This window comes from Pedobacter puniceum (assembly GCF_009674685.1).
GTDB classification, from domain to species: Bacteria; Bacteroidota; Bacteroidia; order Sphingobacteriales; family Sphingobacteriaceae; genus Pseudopedobacter; species Pseudopedobacter puniceum.
In genome coordinates this window covers 420,232-438,291 of sequence record NZ_WKJI01000002.1, presented here as the reverse complement: position 1 = coordinate 438,291, position 18,060 = coordinate 420,232, and the positions used below count along the sequence as shown (strand labels likewise).

The following is an 18,060-nucleotide window of genomic DNA, read 5'->3' as shown; positions in this document are numbered from 1 at the left end:
GTTTAGGCAAATAAATCTTCTGCATAAATTTTCATTAAGCAGTATCGGAAAACAATCCGACGGGTGTTGTAGAAGCAATCATCAAGCAAAACCATTCACACCACTCAGGATTGTGGATAAAGATTTATTTAGACGGAACAACAAATATTCATCAGCCTTGATTTATTCATTTTTTGTTTATAGTTTTTCTTAGGCATTCATGAACTCGTTCCTCGTTTTTGTTTCTTTTCATCAAGGAAAAGAAAGAAGCTGCAACCCGGCTAGGGTTGGAAAGCATTGAGCACAATAGCCTATCATAATATCTTTAAACAATAATTATTCGCCTCTATCGCCGGCGAGGCTCGTTCCTTTTGCGGGACCAAAAGGAACTAAAGCTTCATCATCTCAAGCAAGCAGCTCATCAATAAATCATTATCTTCGTTTCAATGAAGATTAAAATAGATAAGTTTGTTATAGCTGTATTCATAGCCATCATCATTGCTTATTTTTTGCCACAATGGGGCGTTAAAGAAAGTAAAATACCTTTAGCAGCTATTTCATCTATAGGTGTATCCTTAATTTTCTTTTTTTATGGCTTAAAACTTAGTGCCGATAAATTAATAGCTGGGCTAAAAAACTGGAAACTTCATGTTCTTATTCAAGTATCTACTTTTTTGTTATTCCCACTATTGGTTTTGCCATTTTATCCTTTAGCTGTTGCCACTAAACAGGAAGTATTATGGCTATCAATGCTTTTTCTTGCTGCCTTACCTTCTACAGTTTCCTCATCAGTAGTGATGGTAAGCATGGCAAAAGGTAACTTGCCAGCGGCTATCTTCAATGCAAGTATTTCCGGAATTATAGGTATAGCCATCACGCCTTTATGGATGGGTATGTTTTTACAACAAACATCTGGAGATTTCAATTTAGGAGCAGTTTATTTACAGCTGATAGTAGAAATTATTTTGCCTGTATTAGCGGGAATACTTTTACAGCGTTATTGGGGTAAATTTGCAGTACAATACAGCAAGCAGCTAACACTTTTTGATAAAACAGTCATCCTCATCATCATTTACAAAAGTTTTGCGCAGTCTTTTGCCGATGGCTTATTCGCAGAAATATCTCTAAGAGATTTAATACAACTATCCGGTTTAACCGTTTTACTATTTTACAGTATGTATTATTTGGTAGGATATTTAGCCAAATACCTGAAATTTAATATAGAAGATAATATCACAGCACAATTTTGCGGAACAAAAAAATCATTGGTACACGGCACCGTTTTTTCCAAAATATTATTTAGCGGGATGCCAACTATCGGTGTTTTGCTGCTTCCATTAATGATTTTTCATGCTTTTCAGCTCGTAGTTATCAGTTATGTAGCTGGTAAATTAGCTAATAGGTTAACCTGATATTTATTCGTGATAATTTTACGTTTTACACAGCACTTTATATTCCAAACTCTTAAATAAAATCTTAATTTTACCGTTCATCAAATGTCAAATTGGCTTATATTGGCCAATGGCTCAATTGTTGATTTTATTGAGTTTTCAAACACAAACACAGAATGTTAAATTTTATAAGTAAGCTATTCGGTAGCAAATCAGAACGCGATGTTAAAAGCCTGAGACCTATCGTAGATAAGATAAACGAAGAATTTCAAAAACTTGCACATATTTCTCATGATGAATTAAGAGCAAAAACCTTAGAATTTAAACAAAGAATTCAAGAGAGTCTTGCAGAAATCAATGAGAAAATCACAGAAATTAAAAACAACGTTGAGCAAAATCCTGAGCTTCCTTTACACGAAAAAACAGCGTATTACGATGAAGTTGACCGTTTAGAGAAAGAGCGTAACAAGAAGCTAGAAGCTACTTTATTAGAGATTTTGCCAGAAGCTTTTGCTGTTGTAAAAGAAACCGCAAAACGTTTTACAGAGCATGAAACTTTAGAAGTTACTGCCACACCTTTTGATAGAGAATTGGCTGCAAAAAAAGCTAATGTTGTTATCAATGGAGATAAAGCCATTCATCATAACAGTTGGATAGCAGCTGGTACAGAAGTAAAATGGAACATGATTCATTACGATGTACAGTTGATAGGTGGTATCGTATTACATCAAGGTAAAATTGCCGAAATGGCAACAGGTGAAGGTAAAACTTTGGTAGGTACCTTGCCTATTTATCTTAACGCTTTATCAGGCATGGGTATCCATGTGGTAACAGTGAATGATTACTTAGCTCGTCGTGACTCTGAGTGGAACGGACCTCTTTTCGAGTTCCATGGTTTATCTGTTGATTGTATCGATAAACATTATCCAAACTCGGCTGATAGAAGAAAAGCTTACCAAGCTGATGTAGTTTACGGAACCAATAACGAGTTTGGTTTTGATTACCTGCGTGACAATATGACACGTACACCAGAAGAATTGGTGCAAGGTAAATTACACTTTGCTATTGTGGATGAGGTGGACTCTGTTCTTATTGATGATGCCCGTACACCTTTAATTATTTCTGGTCCTATCCCACGTGGAGACCAACACGAATTTTACGAGTTAAAACCACGTATAGAGCGCTTGGTAAATACCCAAAGAAACTTTATCACCAATGTTTTAAACGAAGCAAAAAAGCAAATTAACGAAGGTAAAACAGGTGTAGAAGAAGGCGGTTTAGCATTGTTAAGAGCTTATAGGGGTTTACCAAAAAATAAAGCACTTATAAAATTCTTGAGCGAGCCTGGCATGCGTCAGGTATTAACCAAAGCAGAGAATTATTACATGCAAGATCAAAATAAAGAGATGCATAAAGCAGATGCTGAACTTTATTTTATCATTGATGAAAAAAATAATCAGGTAGAGCTTACAGAAAAAGGTATCGAGTTAATTACAGCATCGGGCGAAGACCCTCATTTCTTTGTCTTACCAGATGTAGGTACAGAAATAGCTGATATCGAAAAATCTACCATCAGTAACGAAGAAAAGGCCAATAAGAAAGATGAATTAATCAGAGATTACTCTATCAAATCAGAACGTATACACTCTGTAAATCAATTATTGAAAGCCTATACGCTATTTGAAAAAGATACCGAGTATATCATTGATGAAGGAAAAGTTAAAATCGTTGATGAGCAAACAGGCCGTATCATGGATGGCCGTCGTTACTCAGACGGTTTACACCAAGCTATAGAAGCGAAAGAAAATGTGAAGATTGAGGATGCAACGCAAACTTATGCAACCATTACGCTTCAAAATTACTTTAGAATGTATCATAAACTTGCCGGTATGACGGGTACTGCCGTTACAGAAGCAGGTGAGTTATGGCAAATTTATAAATTGGATGTGGTGGAGATTCCAACACACAGACCAATATCACGTCAGGATATGCAAGATAAAATATATCGTACCATGCGTGAGAAATACAATGCTGTTGCAGAAGAAATTGTAGAATTAACAAAAGCTGGTCGCCCGGTTCTGGTAGGTACTACTTCCGTAGAGATATCAGAATTATTAAGCCGTATGCTGAAGTTAAGAGGTATTAAGCACAACGTATTAAATGCTAAACTACACCAAAAAGAAGCTGATATTGTTGCAGAAGCTGGTAAGGCAGGTACAGTAACCATTGCAACAAACATGGCTGGTCGTGGTACCGATATTAAATTAGGCCCAGGCGTTAAAGAAGCTGGTGGTTTAGCTATTGTTGGTACAGAAAGACACGAATCTAGAAGGGTTGATAGACAGTTGAGAGGTCGTTCTGGCCGTCAAGGAGACCCAGGTTCTTCGCAGTTCTTTGTGTCTTTAGAAGATAATTTAATGCGTTTATTTGGTTCAGAGCGTATTGCCAATTTAATGGTGAAAATGGGTATAGAGGATGGCGAAGTTATCCAACATTCTATGATTACCAGTTCTATAGAAAGAGCACAGAAAAAAGTAGAAGAAAACAACTTTGGTATACGTAAAAGGTTGTTAGAGTATGATGATGTGATGAACTCGCAACGTACTGTAATTTATACCAAACGTAAAAATGCCTTATTTGGGGAGCGTTTAGATTTAGACATCGAAAACATGGTTGTTGATGTGATAGACGATATTGTTACTGAGTATAAAGACGCTAATAATTACGAAGGCTTTAAGTTAGAGCTGATTAGAATTTTTGCTATTGATACTGCTATCACACATGAACAGTTTACTGGCTCTAATATCAACAAGCTTTCTGATATTATTTTTGAAGAAGCAACAGAAGCTTACAAGCGCAAATCAGATGCTATTGCACAGCAAGCTTACCCAGTTTTAAAAGAGGTTTTAGATACCAGAGGCCAATCTATTGAAAATATTATTGTGCCTTTTACTGATGGTACACATGGTATACAGGTTGCAGCTCCGTTAAAAAAATCTGTAGAAACGCAGGGTAAAGAAGTTGTAAAAGCATTTGAGAAAAATGTTGTTTTAGCTTTAATTGATGATACTTGGAAAGAGCACCTTCGCGAAATGGACGACTTAAAACAGTCTGTACAAAATGCTGTTTATGAGCAAAAAGATCCATTAGTGGTTTACAAAATGGAAGCCTTCAATTTATTTAAGGGGATGCTTGCAGGTGTAAATAAAGAAGTGGTAAGCTTCTTGTTTAAAGGTATTATTCCAACTAATGATGGTCATGCAGCACCAGTTCAAGAAGCAAGACAAGCGCCTCAAACAGATATGAGGCAGATGAAGGTTTCTAAACCAGAGTTAGCAAGAGAAAGCAATGGCGTACCGGTAGATGATACCCGCGAATTGCAAAGAACACAACCCATAGTTCGTCATGAAGACAAGATAGGTAGAAATGACCCTTGTCCATGCGGAAGCGGAAAAAAATATAAAAATTGCCACGGTTTATCAGCATAATGAAAATTATTAGATACATATTAGTTTTAGGATTTTGCTTCTCAGGAACTTTAGCTTTTTCACAAAAAGGTACGGTTAAAGAAGTTAAAGACCCTTTAATTGATAGTTTGATAGCCAGAAGAATAGCATTAAACAAAGGAGTTACCAAAGATGGTACTCCTATTGTTGTTTATGGCTATCGCGTACAAATTTTCTTTGGTACCAACCGTAACGATGCTTATAATGAGCAAGCTCGTTTTAAAAGTTTATATCCAGAATACAACACCTATATTTCATATACTCAACCAAATTACCGGGTAAAAATCGGCGATTTTAGAACCAGAATGGAAGCACAAAAAATGCTAACAGAGCTAAGACCTGTATTTCCTACCCTTTTTATTTTTAACGAACGTATAAATCCATCTAATTAAAAATGCTGATTGAGAAAATTAAGTTAGCCGCAAAGGAAATTCACGAGGATGTAATTGCTAACAGAAGACATCTGCATGCTCATCCAGAACTTTCTTTTGAAGAGTATGAAACTTCTGCTTTTGTTCAAGAGCAGCTAAAAGCCATGCAAATACCATTTGAAAAAATGGCAAATACAGGTGTTGTAGGTATTATTAAAGGCGAAAAGCCATCAGATAAAGTTATCGCCTTAAGAGCAGATATGGATGCGCTTCCTATTGAAGAAGCTAATGATGTACCTTATAAATCTACCAAACCAGGTGTAATGCATGCTTGTGGGCATGATGTACACACTTCTTCTTTATTAGGGACAGCAAAAATCCTGAACGATTTAAAGAGTGAATTTGGCGGAACTATCAAATTGATATTTCAACCGGCAGAGGAAAGATTACCCGGGGGTGCAAACCTCATGATTAAAGAAGGTGTTTTAGAAAACCCTAAACCATCGGCTGTATTAGGTCAGCATGTAATGCCTTTGATAGAGGCTGGTAAAATTGGTATTCGCCCAGGTAAATATATGGCCTCTACAGATGAATTATACGTAACTGTAAAAGGTAAAGGCGGCCATGGCGCACAACCCCAGCAAAATATAGATCCTGTGGTGATTATGGCGCATATGATTACAGCTCTACAACAGATTGTAAGTAGAAATGCCGATCCTCGCTTACCATCTGTATTATCTTTTGGGAAAGTAATTGCCAATGGTGCAACCAATGTTATCCCCAATGAAGTTTATTTAGAAGGAACTTTTAGAACCTTGAATGAAGATTGGAGAGCAGAAGCGCATCAAAAAATGAAAAAAATGGCCGAGTCTATCGCCGAAGGTATGGGTGGAAGCTGCGATTTTAGAATAGAAAAAGGTTATCCATTTTTAATCAATGAAGAAGCTTTAACTGCCAATGTAAAGAGTTTTGCTATTGATTATATGGGAAAAGAGAATGTGATAGATTTAGATATCTGGATGGCCGCAGAAGATTTTGCTTATTTCTCTCAAGTAACCGATGCTTGCTTTTACAGATTAGGAACCGGTAATAAAGAGCGTAACATTACATCATCTGTACATACTCCAACTTTTGATATTGATGAAAAATCGCTAGAGTTAAGCACAGGTTTAATGGCTTACTTAACCCTAAAACAGTTAGGAAATTAGTGAAAATGCCAGAAACTAAATCTGGCATTTATAATTATACAAAAGAGTAGTTCTTATAATTACTTAGCCCAATTATGATAAATCATGAAAAGATTTAATCTCCTTATCCTTTGCTTGTTCTTAGTAAATGCGGTATTTGCTCAGGCAATTCCTCGTTTTAATCCTGATACTGTTTTAACCGTAGTGGTAGATAATGATGTTGTGATTAAAACGGCCAAGGCTGGTTTAAGTGAAGATGATTTCATACAAGCCATTGTTACAGACACTAGCTTTTACGAAGCTTTCAGGAACATGAAAAAGTATGCTTTTATTGCCGAAAATAGGGTTTATACTTATGATAAGCAGGATAAGGTAGAAGGTAGTATTTACAGAAAAATTAAACATTCTAACGACCAAAAAGGGCATAATATGCAGTATCTGGAAAAGAAAGATACTGGTAAACTTTTTAAGAAAAACGGAAAATATCAGCTTTATACAGTAGAGATGTTTGATTACATTTTCATGAATGCTTATAATTCTGATTTTGTACCCAACAGCGCTGGCGGCCCTGGTGGTAAAGGAGGAAGTAATGAATCTTATAAAGATAAATTGAAAACTTTGATTTTTACGCCTGGAAGACCTGTAAGAGGTGTGCCTTTAATATCTGGTAAAACAGAAATATTTACAGCCAATATGCGTCAGTACTATGATTATCGTTTTTCATCTGGGACATATTTAGATTCTATTCCGGTATACCGCTTTAAAGTAACCATGAAACCAGATTTATCTAACTGGACAAAAGATGGTATTATGATTAAAGAGCTAACTACCATATTTGATAAGCGTAACTTCCAGATTTTGGGTAGATATATTGATATGAAACTAGACAATTTGGCTTTTGAGTTTGATGTGCAAATGAATATAGAGCTGGGTTATTTCAACGAAGAATTATTGCCAACCAAAATCAGCTATCAAGGTAATTGGGATATTCCTTTTAAGAAGCAGGAAAGAGCCAGCTTTTTAGTTTTGCATAAAGATTATAAACCAGAGTAGTTATCTTAAACGGTATAAAAAAGAGGCAAAATTGTAAAATTTCGCCTCTTTACTTTTATAAAACTTTATTATTTAGAAGCGGCATAAAGCTCATGCCAATCTTGACTATCTAAATCAATACTAAAAGCATTTACAATATTCCTTATTCTTTGCTCGTTTCTAGTTCCTATTAATGGTAAAGCGCCTAGTTTAATTAACCAAGCTACCGCCATAGATTCTATATCAACATGGTATTTATTCGCAATTTCTTGTAATTTTTCTCTTACGTTTACCGCTAAAATATCTGTTCCGGTTGCAATTCTGCCATCAGCCAAAGGTGCCGATGCTAGCGGGCGCATATAACGTTGCTTAATATAATCTATTTGTCCGCTATCTAAAGCAGCTGTGTTTAGTAAATTAAGCTCTATGTGGTTGGTAACAATCGGCGTATTTAAATAAGACGCTAAAAGCTGATGCTGAAATACCGAGAAATTGGTGATACCAATATTTTTAACCTTTCCAGATAATTTTAGTTTCAGCAAAGTACTTGCTGTTTCTTCTAAATTACTAATGGGGTCTAAATGGTCTAAAAGAAAAATATCAATATAATCTGTATTTAATTTTCTTAAAGAATTATCTACAGATTGAATAATATGTTTGCCAGAAGTATCAAAATGTTTAATTCTAACATCTGGTTGACTAGCATGAGGTAACCTGATGCCGCATTTAGTAAACAACACAATATCTTCTCTTTTGAAAGACTTTTTGCGCATTACTTCACCAAATAATTCTTCGCATTGGTAGTTGCCATAAACATCTGCATGGTCAAAAGAGTTAATGCCGAGTTCTAAACACAGATTTACTATTCTTTCCATATTAGCAGCGGTGTTCTCTGCGTCGTTATTCCATCTGTAAAAACCGTAGATAGCAGGTGAAACTTTTGGTCCTGCATCGCTTAAATATACTTTTTCCATGTTCGAGAATTATAATACAATTATCGGATTTAAAAACCTGAAATGAAACAAATCTGGCTTTATTTTAGCACTAGAAGAAGATGTTTGATGAAATTAAGTATAGCTTTTAAGAGTATGAGAGAAAAAGAACAGAAAACTTCATTCTTTCCACTTATTTTTTCTGGTTTTGTGATAGTTCTAGTGGTCATGAGTTACTTCTTTATCCCTGAAGTAAAAAGCTTCATAGAACAGGCGTATGCAGTGCTTACCAGCGATGATACCGAGCGTATCCGTAATTGGGTATCAACCTTTGGTTTATGGGGGCCAATAGTTTTAATTGCAGCAATGGTTTTACAGCTTTTTTTAATGGTTATCCCCAGTGTTATAATCATGGTGATAGCTGTTTTAGCCTATGGTCCTTGGTTGGGCTCATTTATTACCATAGTAGGGATATTTTGCTCTGCATCTGTTGGTTATTGCGTTGGCGATTACTTAGGCGATGTTGGTGTAGAAAAACTGATTGGTGAAAAAGCATTACAAAAAATAGAGTCTTTTTTTAAAGCCTATGGTTTGTGGACGGTTATCGTTTTCAGAGCATCACCTTTTTTATCTAATGATGCTATTAGCTTTGTAGGTGGTTTTGTTGAGATGACGTACAAACGTTTTATCATAGCTACACTTTTAGGCAGTTCTCCTTTATTGATATTGGTTGCAGTGTTTGGGCAGTCTATAGATCAATTAAAACCGGGTTTAATTGTAGCATCTATCGTAAGTCTTCTAGGTTTAGGTGTTTATATTTACATGGATAAAAGGAAAACAAAAAAGCGTACTATATAGTACGCTTTCTAGCTATCCAACCAGCTATATTGCTTAGAAATGGAACTGAATTCCAATTCTAGGTGCAAAGAAGTTTGTGCCAATTGCAAAAGAATCGCTGCCAGCACCTTTTAATTCATTACCATTAGCATCCTCTACACGGTAATTATTGTAAGATATCCCGTTAAGGGCAAACTCAATACCGATTTTCTTAGTTGGGAAATAAGCAAAACCTGGAGATAATGCTACACCGATAGAAGTTGAAGTGCCAGTTTTTGAGCCTGCATCACCACTAGCGTCAGTAGCTTTTACATTACCGAAAGCCAAAGGCACTTGTAACTGACCAAAGAATTTGAATTTTTCTCCTAAAGCAGTGTAATATCTACCAAAAGGACTAACTAAAAACTCTTCTCTTTGTCCGGTAGCGCTTGCAGCACCTACATTGCTGTAGTTATAACCTATACCTGTACCAATAGCAATGTTGTCTGCTACAAAATAACCAACACTAGGAATAATGTTGAAACTTTCAGCAGCATTAGCACCGTTTGCATCAGATTTTTCTGATTGGTAAGCTACTGAACCACCAAGAATAATTTTTCCTTTTTCTGTTTGTGCTTGTGCAGAAACACCTAGTCCTGCTAATACTGCAATTGATAAAATTAATTTTTTCATGTCTTTATATTTAAATTATACTTTTTGTCTTTCGACTGTTAGTCAAAATTAGTCTAAAAATCTATAATGCAAAAATATTTTTCACGCTTGTTCGTTAGCTTTATGGTAACTTGCTGATTTATGGGCTATATGAATCTAATCTGACTTTAGTTTTACTTAGGCCTGACTTTACATCTGTCTTATATGCATAAGATTTAAGCCAAAAGCTTGCTTGTTGCAAAAGAAAATTATTGTATATTTAGAATAATTAATCATAGAAGTCTAAACAATGGTAGCTACTCCTATAAATGATGATGGTCTTAATAAAGAAATCCTAGATGCTGCAAAGCAACTATTTTCTAAGTATGGTTTAAAAAAAACCACGATGGAAGATGTTGCTAAAGCTGTAGGAAAGGGAAAAAGTACGCTTTATTACTATTATCCGGGGAAATCAGAATTGTTTGAAGCCGTTGTTAATCATGAAATGCAAAATGCTGTAAAGCAAATCAGGTTGGCAGTTAATGCAGAAAGTACGGCTTTAGCAAAATTTCAGGCTTATTTAATGTCTAGGCTAAAACTTAAAGAAGAATATGATAATTTAAGCAAAGTGGTTTTTGAAGATGTTTTCGACCATTTTAGAGAAATATTCGGTTTAAAGCAAGAGTTTGAGCAAATACATATCGACTTTATCAAAGAAATCATCAAAAGTGGTGTACAATGTGGCGAGTTTAAAACTATGAACGATGAAGAAATCACTTTCTTTGCCAGTTGGACAAATGCTGCTTTCAATGGTTTAGAACTCCCCAATCAATCCTCCGCCTGTTTAACAGGTTCTTCAGAATCTTGTTGTAGGCTCATCAACATGATTTTAGGTGGTATCACTAAATAAGCTATTCCTAATCTTTAAGATTATGATACGCTGCTTCGCAAATTCTCTTAAATTTGTTTTTATCGCATGATAAAAAAAGAAACCATTGACCGTGTTTTAGAAACAGCCCGTGTAGAGGAAGTTGTAGGAGATTTTGTGTACCTCAAAAAAAGAGGCACAAGTATGATAGGGCTTTGCCCGTTCCATGGCGAAAAAACACCTTCTTTTCATGTTTCTCCAGCAAAAGGTATTTATAAATGCTTTGGCTGTGGCGAGGGTGGAGACTCTCTTCAATTTATCATGAGTCATGAGAAATACTCGTACCCAGAAGCTATAAAATATCTGGCTCGTAAGTATAACATAGAAATTGAAGAAACCGAGGTTACACCAGAATACCAAGCAGAAGTTGATAGAAAAGAAAGCCTTTACGTTATATCAACTTTTGCAGCTCAGTTTTTTGCAGACAACCTTTGGAATACAGATGAAGGTAAATCCATCGGCTTAAGCTATTTTAAAGAACGTGGTTTTAGAGAAGAAACACTTAAAAAATTCGAGATAGGTTACTCTCCCGAGGAATGGTCGGCCTTAAATGATAAAGCACTTTCTGAAGGCTACAAGCAAGAATTTTTAGAAGAAACCGGCTTAGTTATTAAAAATGATAAAGGCCGTATTTACGATAGATTCAGAGCCCGTGTTATTTTTCCCATCCACAACTTTACGGGCCGTATTATAGGTTTTGGCGGCAGAACCTTAAAAACAGACAAGAGTGTTCCTAAATATGTAAACTCGCCAGAGAGCGATATTTACCATAAATCTAATGTGCTTTATGGGCTTTTTCAAGCTAAAAAAGCTATCCGAGATATGGACAACTGCTTCTTGGTAGAAGGTTATGCCGATGTTATGGCCGTTCACCAAGCAGGTGTAGAAAACGTGGTGGCTTCGTCCGGTACATCTTTAACTACCGAGCAGATTAAGCTCATCAGCAGGTTTACCAATAGCGTTTGTATTCTTTACGATGGTGATGCCGCAGGTATAAAAGCTTCTTTAAGAGGTTTAGATATGATTTTGGAAGAAGGCCTAGATGTAAAAGTTGTGCTTTTTCCTGATGGCCACGATCCAGATTCTTACATTCAGGCTTATGGTGCTTCGGCTTTTAAAACCCATGTAGAGAAAAATAAGAAAGACTTTATTTTCTACAAAACCGAGATTCTTTTACAGGATGCTGCAAATGACCCCATCAAAAAGGCGGGTGTTATTAGAGATGTGGTAGAAAGTATCGCTAAAATTCCTGATGCTATAAAGGCTTCCGTTTTTTTAAGAGAGTGTAGCAGCCTCTTAAATATGGAAGAGCGTATTTTAATTGCCGAGCTTAATAAAATACGTTTAACAAAAGCTAAGAAAGATAAAAATAATCCACAAAACCAGCCTTCACCAGAATTTTTTGAGCCAGAGGATGGTCCGCCGCCAGATTTATTTGAAGATAAACCAAGCCAAACAGATGAACACCAGGAAAAGGAAATCCTAAGGGTGTTGCTTACCTATGGTCATCAATTGGTAAATTGGGATGATATGACAGATACTTATATTGGGCCATACATCATCACCAATTTAAGCGATGTTAGTTTCCTAAATCCGGTTTACACCCGCATCATTTCTTATTATCATGATGAATTAGAGAAAGGTAAACTCCCAACAGAGAAAGATTTTATCCAACATCCTGATAAAGAAATATCTAAAACAGCTATTTCTATCATTTCTTCCCCTTATCATTTAAGCGAGAATTGGTACACCATGCACAACATCAATGTAAATGATGAAACACAAAACTTAAAATCTACTGTTATGGGAGCTATTTTTCATCTGAAAAAGAAAAAAGTTTCTGCTATGCTTATCGCCAAGCAAAAAGAATTGCAACAAGAGAAAAACGAAGCTAATGAGATGATTTTGATGAAGGAGTACCTAGATTTAAAAGAAGTAGAAAAGTATATCTCTAATTATTTGGGTTCTGTAATTATAAAATAAGTGGCGCAACACAATACCTTAGGAAAAAATGGCGAACAAATAGCCAAAGATTTTCTAGAACAGCAGGGCTTTGAAATATTAGACGAGAATTGGTGTTTTGGCAAAGCCGAGGTTGATTTGATAGCTTTTAAGCATAAAACCATCATTTTTATAGAAGTTAAAACACGCACAGGAAGTGCTTTTGGCCAGCCAGAAGATTTTGTGGATGTAAAAAAGCAGCGACTTTTAACAGATGCTGCAGAAGAATACGTTTATTTGATGAATCATCAAGGAGAAATAAGGTTTGATATTATCTCCATTTTATTTGATAAAAACTTAGAAAAATACACTTTAAAACATATTGAAGATGCTTTTTGGAATTATGAATAAATATTTGGTTACTGTTTTTAGTTTCCTGATGTTGATTTTATCTTGTAATCAAGGCAAAAAAACTGGTCAGGAAGAAATAGCTTTACTATTTCCAGAAAGCGGCAGCTTAATTAAAGCTGGCGAACCTCTTAAATTAAGTTTGATGTTAAGCAGCAAGCTTCCAGATTCTGTACAATATTTTATTGATGATAAACTGGTAGCATCTGCAAAAGATACCGCTACCCAAATGATAGACACCAAAGAAATGCCTTTGGGTATCAGGCTCATCCAAGCTAAATTGTATACTGGTGCCGATGTGCAGGAGCTGAGTACCAATATAGTTTTGGTATCGTCGAAAACTCCGGAACAATATGGCTTTAAAATCATCAACACCTATAAACACGATGTTTCTTCTTACACCCAAGGCTTAGAATATCATGATGGTTTTTTTTATGAAAGTGATGGCGAGTATGGCGCTTCTAGCCTTAGAAAAACCACTGTTGAAGGTAAAGTGCTACAACAAAAAGATATAGCTCAGCAATATTTTGCCGAAGGGATGACGGTTATTGGTGATAAAATTATTCAGCTTACGTATAAAGAGCGAGTTATTTTAGAATATGATAAAAATACTTTCAACTTATTAAGAACTTTACCTTACAACCACGCTGTTGAAGGTTGGGGCTTAGCTTATGATGGCGCAACCATTTACAATACCGATGGAAGTAATAAAATTTATAAGCTGAACAAAGAAAGCTACCAGCCAGAAGGTTATATAGAAGTTTATGATGATAAAGGCCCAGTTACCCAACTGAACGAGTTAGAGTGGATAGATGGTAAACTGTTTGCCAATATTTATACATCAGATTTAATAGCCATCATCAACCCACAAACCGGAGAGGTAGAAGCTTATATCAATTTGATAGGTTTAAATAAAGAGCAAGTAGAAGATCAAGACCAAGATGTTTTAAACGGTATTGCTTGGGATGCTAAAGGCAAAAGGTTATTTGTAACCGGTAAAAAATGGCCTAAATTGTATCAGATAGAAATGGTAAAGAGATAATTACAAAACAGCTTTACCCAACATATTGTTGAACCATAAAATTTTAAATTATGTATGAAACTTTAAAACCTGTTTTAACGCAAGAATTACAGGATATAAAAGACGCGGGTTTATATAAAAACGAACGTGTTATTGTTACCCCGCAATCGGCAGATATTGCTGTAACAGGCGGCCAAGAAGTAATTAATTTTTGTGCTAATAACTATTTAGGCTTATCTAACCATCCGGTGGTTTTAGAAGCAGCAAAAAAGGCTATTGATACCCATGGTTTTGGTTTATCATCAGTACGTTTTATTTGCGGTACCCAAGACATCCATAAAGAATTGGAGCAAAAAATATCTGAGTTTTTAGGTACAGAAGATACTATTTTGTATGCTGCCGCTTTTGATGCTAATGGAGGTGTTTTTGAACCTTTATTTGATGAAAAAGATGCTATCATTTCTGATGAGTTAAACCATGCTTCTATTATTGATGGTATCAGGTTATGTAAAGCACAACGTCATCGTTACAAGCATGATGACATGGCCGATTTGGAAGCTCAATTACAAGCTACGCAACATTTAAGACATCGTATTATTGTTACTGATGGTGTTTTCTCTATGGATGGAACCATCGCCCAGTTAGACAAAATTTGTGATTTGGCTGATAAATACAAAGCTTTAGTTATGATGGATGAATGCCATAGCTCTGGTTTTATGGGTAAAACCGGAAGAGGTACTCACGAATATCATGGTGTAATGGGTAGGGTTGATATCATAACAGGAACTCTAGGAAAAGCTTTAGGCGGTGCTTCTGGTGGTTTTACCTCTGGACCTAAAGAAGTTATTGCATTGTTAAGACAAAGATCAAGACCATATTTATTCTCTAATACCTTAGCCCCGGCAATTGTGGGCGCTTCTATAGCTGTGCTAGATATGCTTAAAGAAAGCACTGCATTAAAAGACAAGTTGGAAGAAAATACCGCTTATTTTAGAGCAGAAATGACCAAAGCAGGCTTTGATATTAAGCAAGGCACACATCCTATTGTTCCGGTAATGTTGTATGATGCGCCTTTGGCACAACAATTTGCTTCAAAAATGTTAGAAGAAGGTATTTATGTTATTGGTTTCTACTATCCGGTAGTAGCCAAAGGCAAAGCAAGAATAAGAGTGCAAATGTCTGCTGCACATGACCGCTCTCACTTAGATAAATGTATAGCAGCCTTTAAAAAAGTAGGAAAAGAATTGGGTGTGATTAAGTAGATAGATGTTGATATAGCAAATGCTTTCTATATGATGTCTTTTATAGTTAGCCATAAACGAGTTTTCTAAGTAGAACGGTAATCGAGCTCAAGCATTAACAACCGTTTACGCTTAATTCCGCCTTGGCGGTTGCGGCATCTACAGGACTAGCCCTAGCAGAACCTTTAGAAGCAAGCGGCGCAGCGGAGAGTTTTTGGGTACTTTTTGAGGAAAAAAGGACCTTGACATGGCCGGTCAAGAGGCCGGAAAGCCTGTGCGTGAACGCCTAGTTTTTAAAATATTTATAAATGACAATATTATCCAGACAAAGAACATTTAATCCCCCACTTTAAACTTATAAACCTTCACATAAGTAGTTGGCGACATCCCCGTAACTTTTTTAAAAACCCTATTAAAAGTAATGGTACTATTAAAACCTGTGGCATAAGCTATGGCTGATATAGATTCAGAATCGCCATGTAAAATTCTTCTACAAGCCTCATTAATTCTTATTTCGTTTAAAAAATTGAGGTATGTTTTCCGGGTATGTTTCTTAAAATATTTACAGAAGGCATAAGTACTTAAATGCACCACGGCAGCAATTTTTTTGAGGGTGATATCTTCAGCATAATTCTCTAAAGTGTATTGATAAATATCGTTCATGCGCATCCCCTCAGATTCTGAGAAAGATTTCTTAGAAAATCCGGTAGATAAAGAACGCCAATCTTTAACCTCTTTAGAAAAATAATCAAGCAATTGCAAGAAGCTGATGAGCCTATTAAAACCACTAGCTTTGCTAATCTTGATAATCTCTTTTGCCGTTTTTTGATAATAATTTGAAGGCAACTGCAAGCTACTATCTGTAAGTTTTAAAAATTGATGAATGGCTACAAACTCAGGCATAGCATTTAAGGGAGCTAATAGCTGCTGTGCATCAAAAAAAATATGGATAGCATGGATATTATTCTTATTAGGCAGTTTTAGATACTTAGCGTCTCCTTTTAATAAATGCGGTTGATTGGCGCCTAAAATGTAAATATCACCAGCTTTAAAAGGCTGAGTAAAATTACCAGCAATCAATGTCCCTTCACCTTTTAAAATTAAGCTTATTTGCACTTCTTTATGTCTGTGCAAATAATGATAAAAATTAGGAAGTATATCTTCTTGAATAACAACAGAATCGCTCTTGTCTACAGGTACGGTAAATTGTATAACTTTCATCTAAAATTGCTAAAGCCAATTTAAAATTAGCTAAAAAAAGAGCAATATCTGATAGTTAAGCTTTTCTTCTTTTAATTTCTTGTTCTATAAGTTGTAGTTCTCTACTGGTTTGCCCTGCTACAGAGGTGTTTTCTTCAGCCCTTCTCATCAAATAAGGCACAACATCATCAATAGGGCCATAAGGTAAATATTTACTGGTTGCGTATCCGGCTTTAGCCAAATTAAAAGTAATATGGTCGCTCATGCCATAAAGCTGCGAGAAATGAATATGCGGATGTTGCTGAGGGAAACCGTATTGAGCTAAAAGTTCGGTAGCGTAACTGTTGCTTTCTTCGTTATGGCTAGCAATAATCAGGTGTACTTTCTCCAAATTAGCAATTGCATAAGCTAAACCTTTATTAAAAGCATCGTCGGTAGCTTGTTTTGTTGGGTGAATAGGAGAGAGATAATCGTATTCCTGAGCTCTTAAACGTTCTTTTTCCATATAAGCACCACGCACCATTTTTATACCTACTGTAAAAGAGTGTTCTTGTGCTAAGCGGATACTTTCTTGTAATAAATCAAAGGCTGCTGTACGGTAAAACTGTATCGTATTAAAAATAACAGCTTGCTCTTGGTTATAAAGTTTTGCAAAATGGAAAGTTAAGGCATCAATGGTATCTTGAATCCAAGTTTCTTCGGCGTCAACTAAAACTCCAATATGATGTTGTTTAGCGGCTTCTACAATAGCAGTAATTTTAGCTAAAAGTAGTTGAAGTTCTTTTTGCTCTGCAGAAGTTAAAGCCTTCGGATTAGGTAATGTAAATGGATGCTGTTTAATGATAATGTTTAACTTCTCTAGAAAGCTAAAACGAGCTAAGCCTGTTACTTTGATACTGATAAAAGGAGCAGATGATTGTGCACCAGCATAATGAATAAGAGAGATAAACTCCTCACAAGTTTTGGTGAAGCTTTCTTCATTTTCTTTCCCTTCGGCACCATAATCTAAAATTGCCTTTACCTGATATTGATCTAGCGTTTTTAATACCTTTTTAGTTTCTTCCAAACTCTCGCCACCTATAAATATTTTAAAAATAGTATTGCGTAAAAGACTTTTTATAGGAAACTTCCATTTAAGAGCTAAAGGCGTTAATTTGGTTCCAATTCTTACTAACCATTGGAATTTCATCAAAGAGAAAATAAAATGCGCTTGGGCCAATTCTTTATCTGTTTTGTGCGAAAAGGCAATGGCTGTATCGTTAAAAGAAACCTTCTTATTCATCATCTATTTTATAATATATCAAAAATAATAAGCAAACATTTATTTGCCTTGTTTTGGCAATTTTAGACTATTAATGGACAATTTTTGTTATATCTAAATCCTGTATTAGCACTTACTTTGTTAAACAAAAACCAGGCTATTTGTTTTAAAAGGCTTGTTTTATTTAGAGATAAA

15 protein-coding genes are annotated in these 18,060 nt (G+C 35.6%); 11 read left to right on the top strand and 4 right to left on the bottom strand.

Annotated features, from left to right (window positions below):
* Window positions 1-425: 425 nt before the first annotated feature.
* From GJJ64_RS08545 to GJJ64_RS08525, 5 genes are all read left to right on the top strand, one after another.
* Complete coding sequence (locus tag GJJ64_RS08545) at window positions 426-1,391, top strand: bile acid:sodium symporter family protein (RefSeq protein ID WP_154287386.1); 966 nt, start codon at window positions 426-428, stop codon at window positions 1,389-1,391.
* A 155-nt stretch (window positions 1,392-1,546) separates the two neighbouring features.
* Complete coding sequence (gene secA, locus GJJ64_RS08540) at window positions 1,547-4,858, top strand: preprotein translocase subunit SecA (RefSeq protein WP_154287385.1); 3,312 nt, start codon at window positions 1,547-1,549, stop codon at window positions 4,856-4,858.
* Window positions 4,858-5,268 (top strand): SPOR domain-containing protein, encoded by a 411-nt coding sequence (locus GJJ64_RS08535; RefSeq protein ID WP_154287384.1) that lies wholly within the window; start codon window positions 4,858-4,860, stop codon window positions 5,266-5,268. Before secA ends, GJJ64_RS08535 begins: the two co-directional genes overlap by 1 nt.
* A gap of 2 nt (window positions 5,269-5,270) precedes the next feature.
* The gene (locus tag GJJ64_RS08530; protein ID WP_154287383.1) at window positions 5,271-6,455 is read left to right on the top strand and encodes a M20 metallopeptidase family protein; all 1,185 of its coding nucleotides are present in this window, start codon (window positions 5,271-5,273) and stop codon (window positions 6,453-6,455) included.
* A gap of 84 nt (window positions 6,456-6,539) precedes the next feature.
* Window positions 6,540-7,487: a hypothetical protein gene (locus GJJ64_RS08525; protein WP_154287382.1), complete on the top strand. Its 948-nt coding sequence runs from the start codon at window positions 6,540-6,542 to the stop codon at window positions 7,485-7,487.
* A 68-nt stretch (window positions 7,488-7,555) separates the two neighbouring features.
* Here GJJ64_RS08525 and GJJ64_RS08520 read toward each other — a convergent pair whose 3' ends face one another.
* Entirely contained in the window at window positions 7,556-8,440 is an 885-nt protein-coding gene (locus GJJ64_RS08520; protein WP_154287381.1) for an aldo/keto reductase, read from the bottom strand.
* Between the two features lie 42 nt (window positions 8,441-8,482).
* Here GJJ64_RS08520 and GJJ64_RS08515 point away from each other — a divergent pair, with 42 nt between their 5' ends.
* Window positions 8,483-9,256, top strand: a complete 774-nt coding sequence (locus GJJ64_RS08515; protein ID WP_154287380.1) for a TVP38/TMEM64 family protein — start codon at window positions 8,483-8,485, stop codon at window positions 9,254-9,256.
* 33 nt (window positions 9,257-9,289) lie between these two features.
* Here GJJ64_RS08515 and GJJ64_RS08510 read toward each other — a convergent pair whose 3' ends face one another.
* Window positions 9,290-9,907 carry an outer membrane beta-barrel protein gene (locus GJJ64_RS08510; RefSeq protein ID WP_154287379.1) on the bottom strand — a complete coding sequence of 206 codons (618 nt, stop codon included), beginning with the start codon at window positions 9,905-9,907 and terminating at the stop codon, window positions 9,290-9,292.
* A 268-nt stretch (window positions 9,908-10,175) separates the two neighbouring features.
* On the opposite strand from GJJ64_RS08510, the gene GJJ64_RS08505 reads away from it, so the two are divergent.
* The 5 genes from GJJ64_RS08505 to kbl all read left to right on the top strand — a co-directional run bounded on the left by GJJ64_RS08505 (window position 10,176) and on the right by kbl (window position 15,425).
* A complete protein-coding gene (locus tag GJJ64_RS08505) occupies window positions 10,176-10,775 on the top strand; it encodes a TetR/AcrR family transcriptional regulator (protein ID WP_154287378.1) in 600 nt (199 codons plus the stop codon).
* 66 nt (window positions 10,776-10,841) lie between these two features.
* Window positions 10,842-12,776, top strand: coding sequence for a DNA primase (gene dnaG / locus GJJ64_RS08500; RefSeq protein ID WP_154287377.1), 1,935 nt, complete (start codon window positions 10,842-10,844; stop codon window positions 12,774-12,776).
* On the top strand, window positions 12,777-13,145 hold the full coding sequence (locus GJJ64_RS08495) for a YraN family protein (protein WP_149075579.1): 369 nt from the start codon (window positions 12,777-12,779) through the stop codon (window positions 13,143-13,145).
* The gene (locus GJJ64_RS08490; protein ID WP_154287376.1) at window positions 13,123-14,184 is read left to right on the top strand and encodes a glutaminyl-peptide cyclotransferase; all 1,062 of its coding nucleotides are present in this window, start codon (window positions 13,123-13,125) and stop codon (window positions 14,182-14,184) included. Before GJJ64_RS08495 ends, GJJ64_RS08490 begins: the two co-directional genes overlap by 23 nt.
* A gap of 50 nt (window positions 14,185-14,234) precedes the next feature.
* Window positions 14,235-15,425 (top strand): glycine C-acetyltransferase, encoded by a 1,191-nt coding sequence (gene kbl / locus GJJ64_RS08485; RefSeq protein WP_154287375.1) that lies wholly within the window; start codon window positions 14,235-14,237, stop codon window positions 15,423-15,425.
* Window positions 15,426-15,740: 315 nt separating this feature from the next.
* Here the strand turns inward: kbl and GJJ64_RS08480 are convergent, their stop codons facing one another.
* Window positions 15,741-16,625, bottom strand: a complete 885-nt coding sequence (locus GJJ64_RS08480) for an AraC family transcriptional regulator (RefSeq protein WP_026904105.1) — start codon at window positions 16,623-16,625, stop codon at window positions 15,741-15,743.
* A 55-nt stretch (window positions 16,626-16,680) separates the two neighbouring features.
* Window positions 16,681-17,889, bottom strand: coding sequence for a proline dehydrogenase family protein (locus GJJ64_RS08475; protein ID WP_229655498.1), 1,209 nt, complete (start codon window positions 17,887-17,889; stop codon window positions 16,681-16,683).
* Window positions 17,890-18,060: the final 171 nt, after the last annotated feature.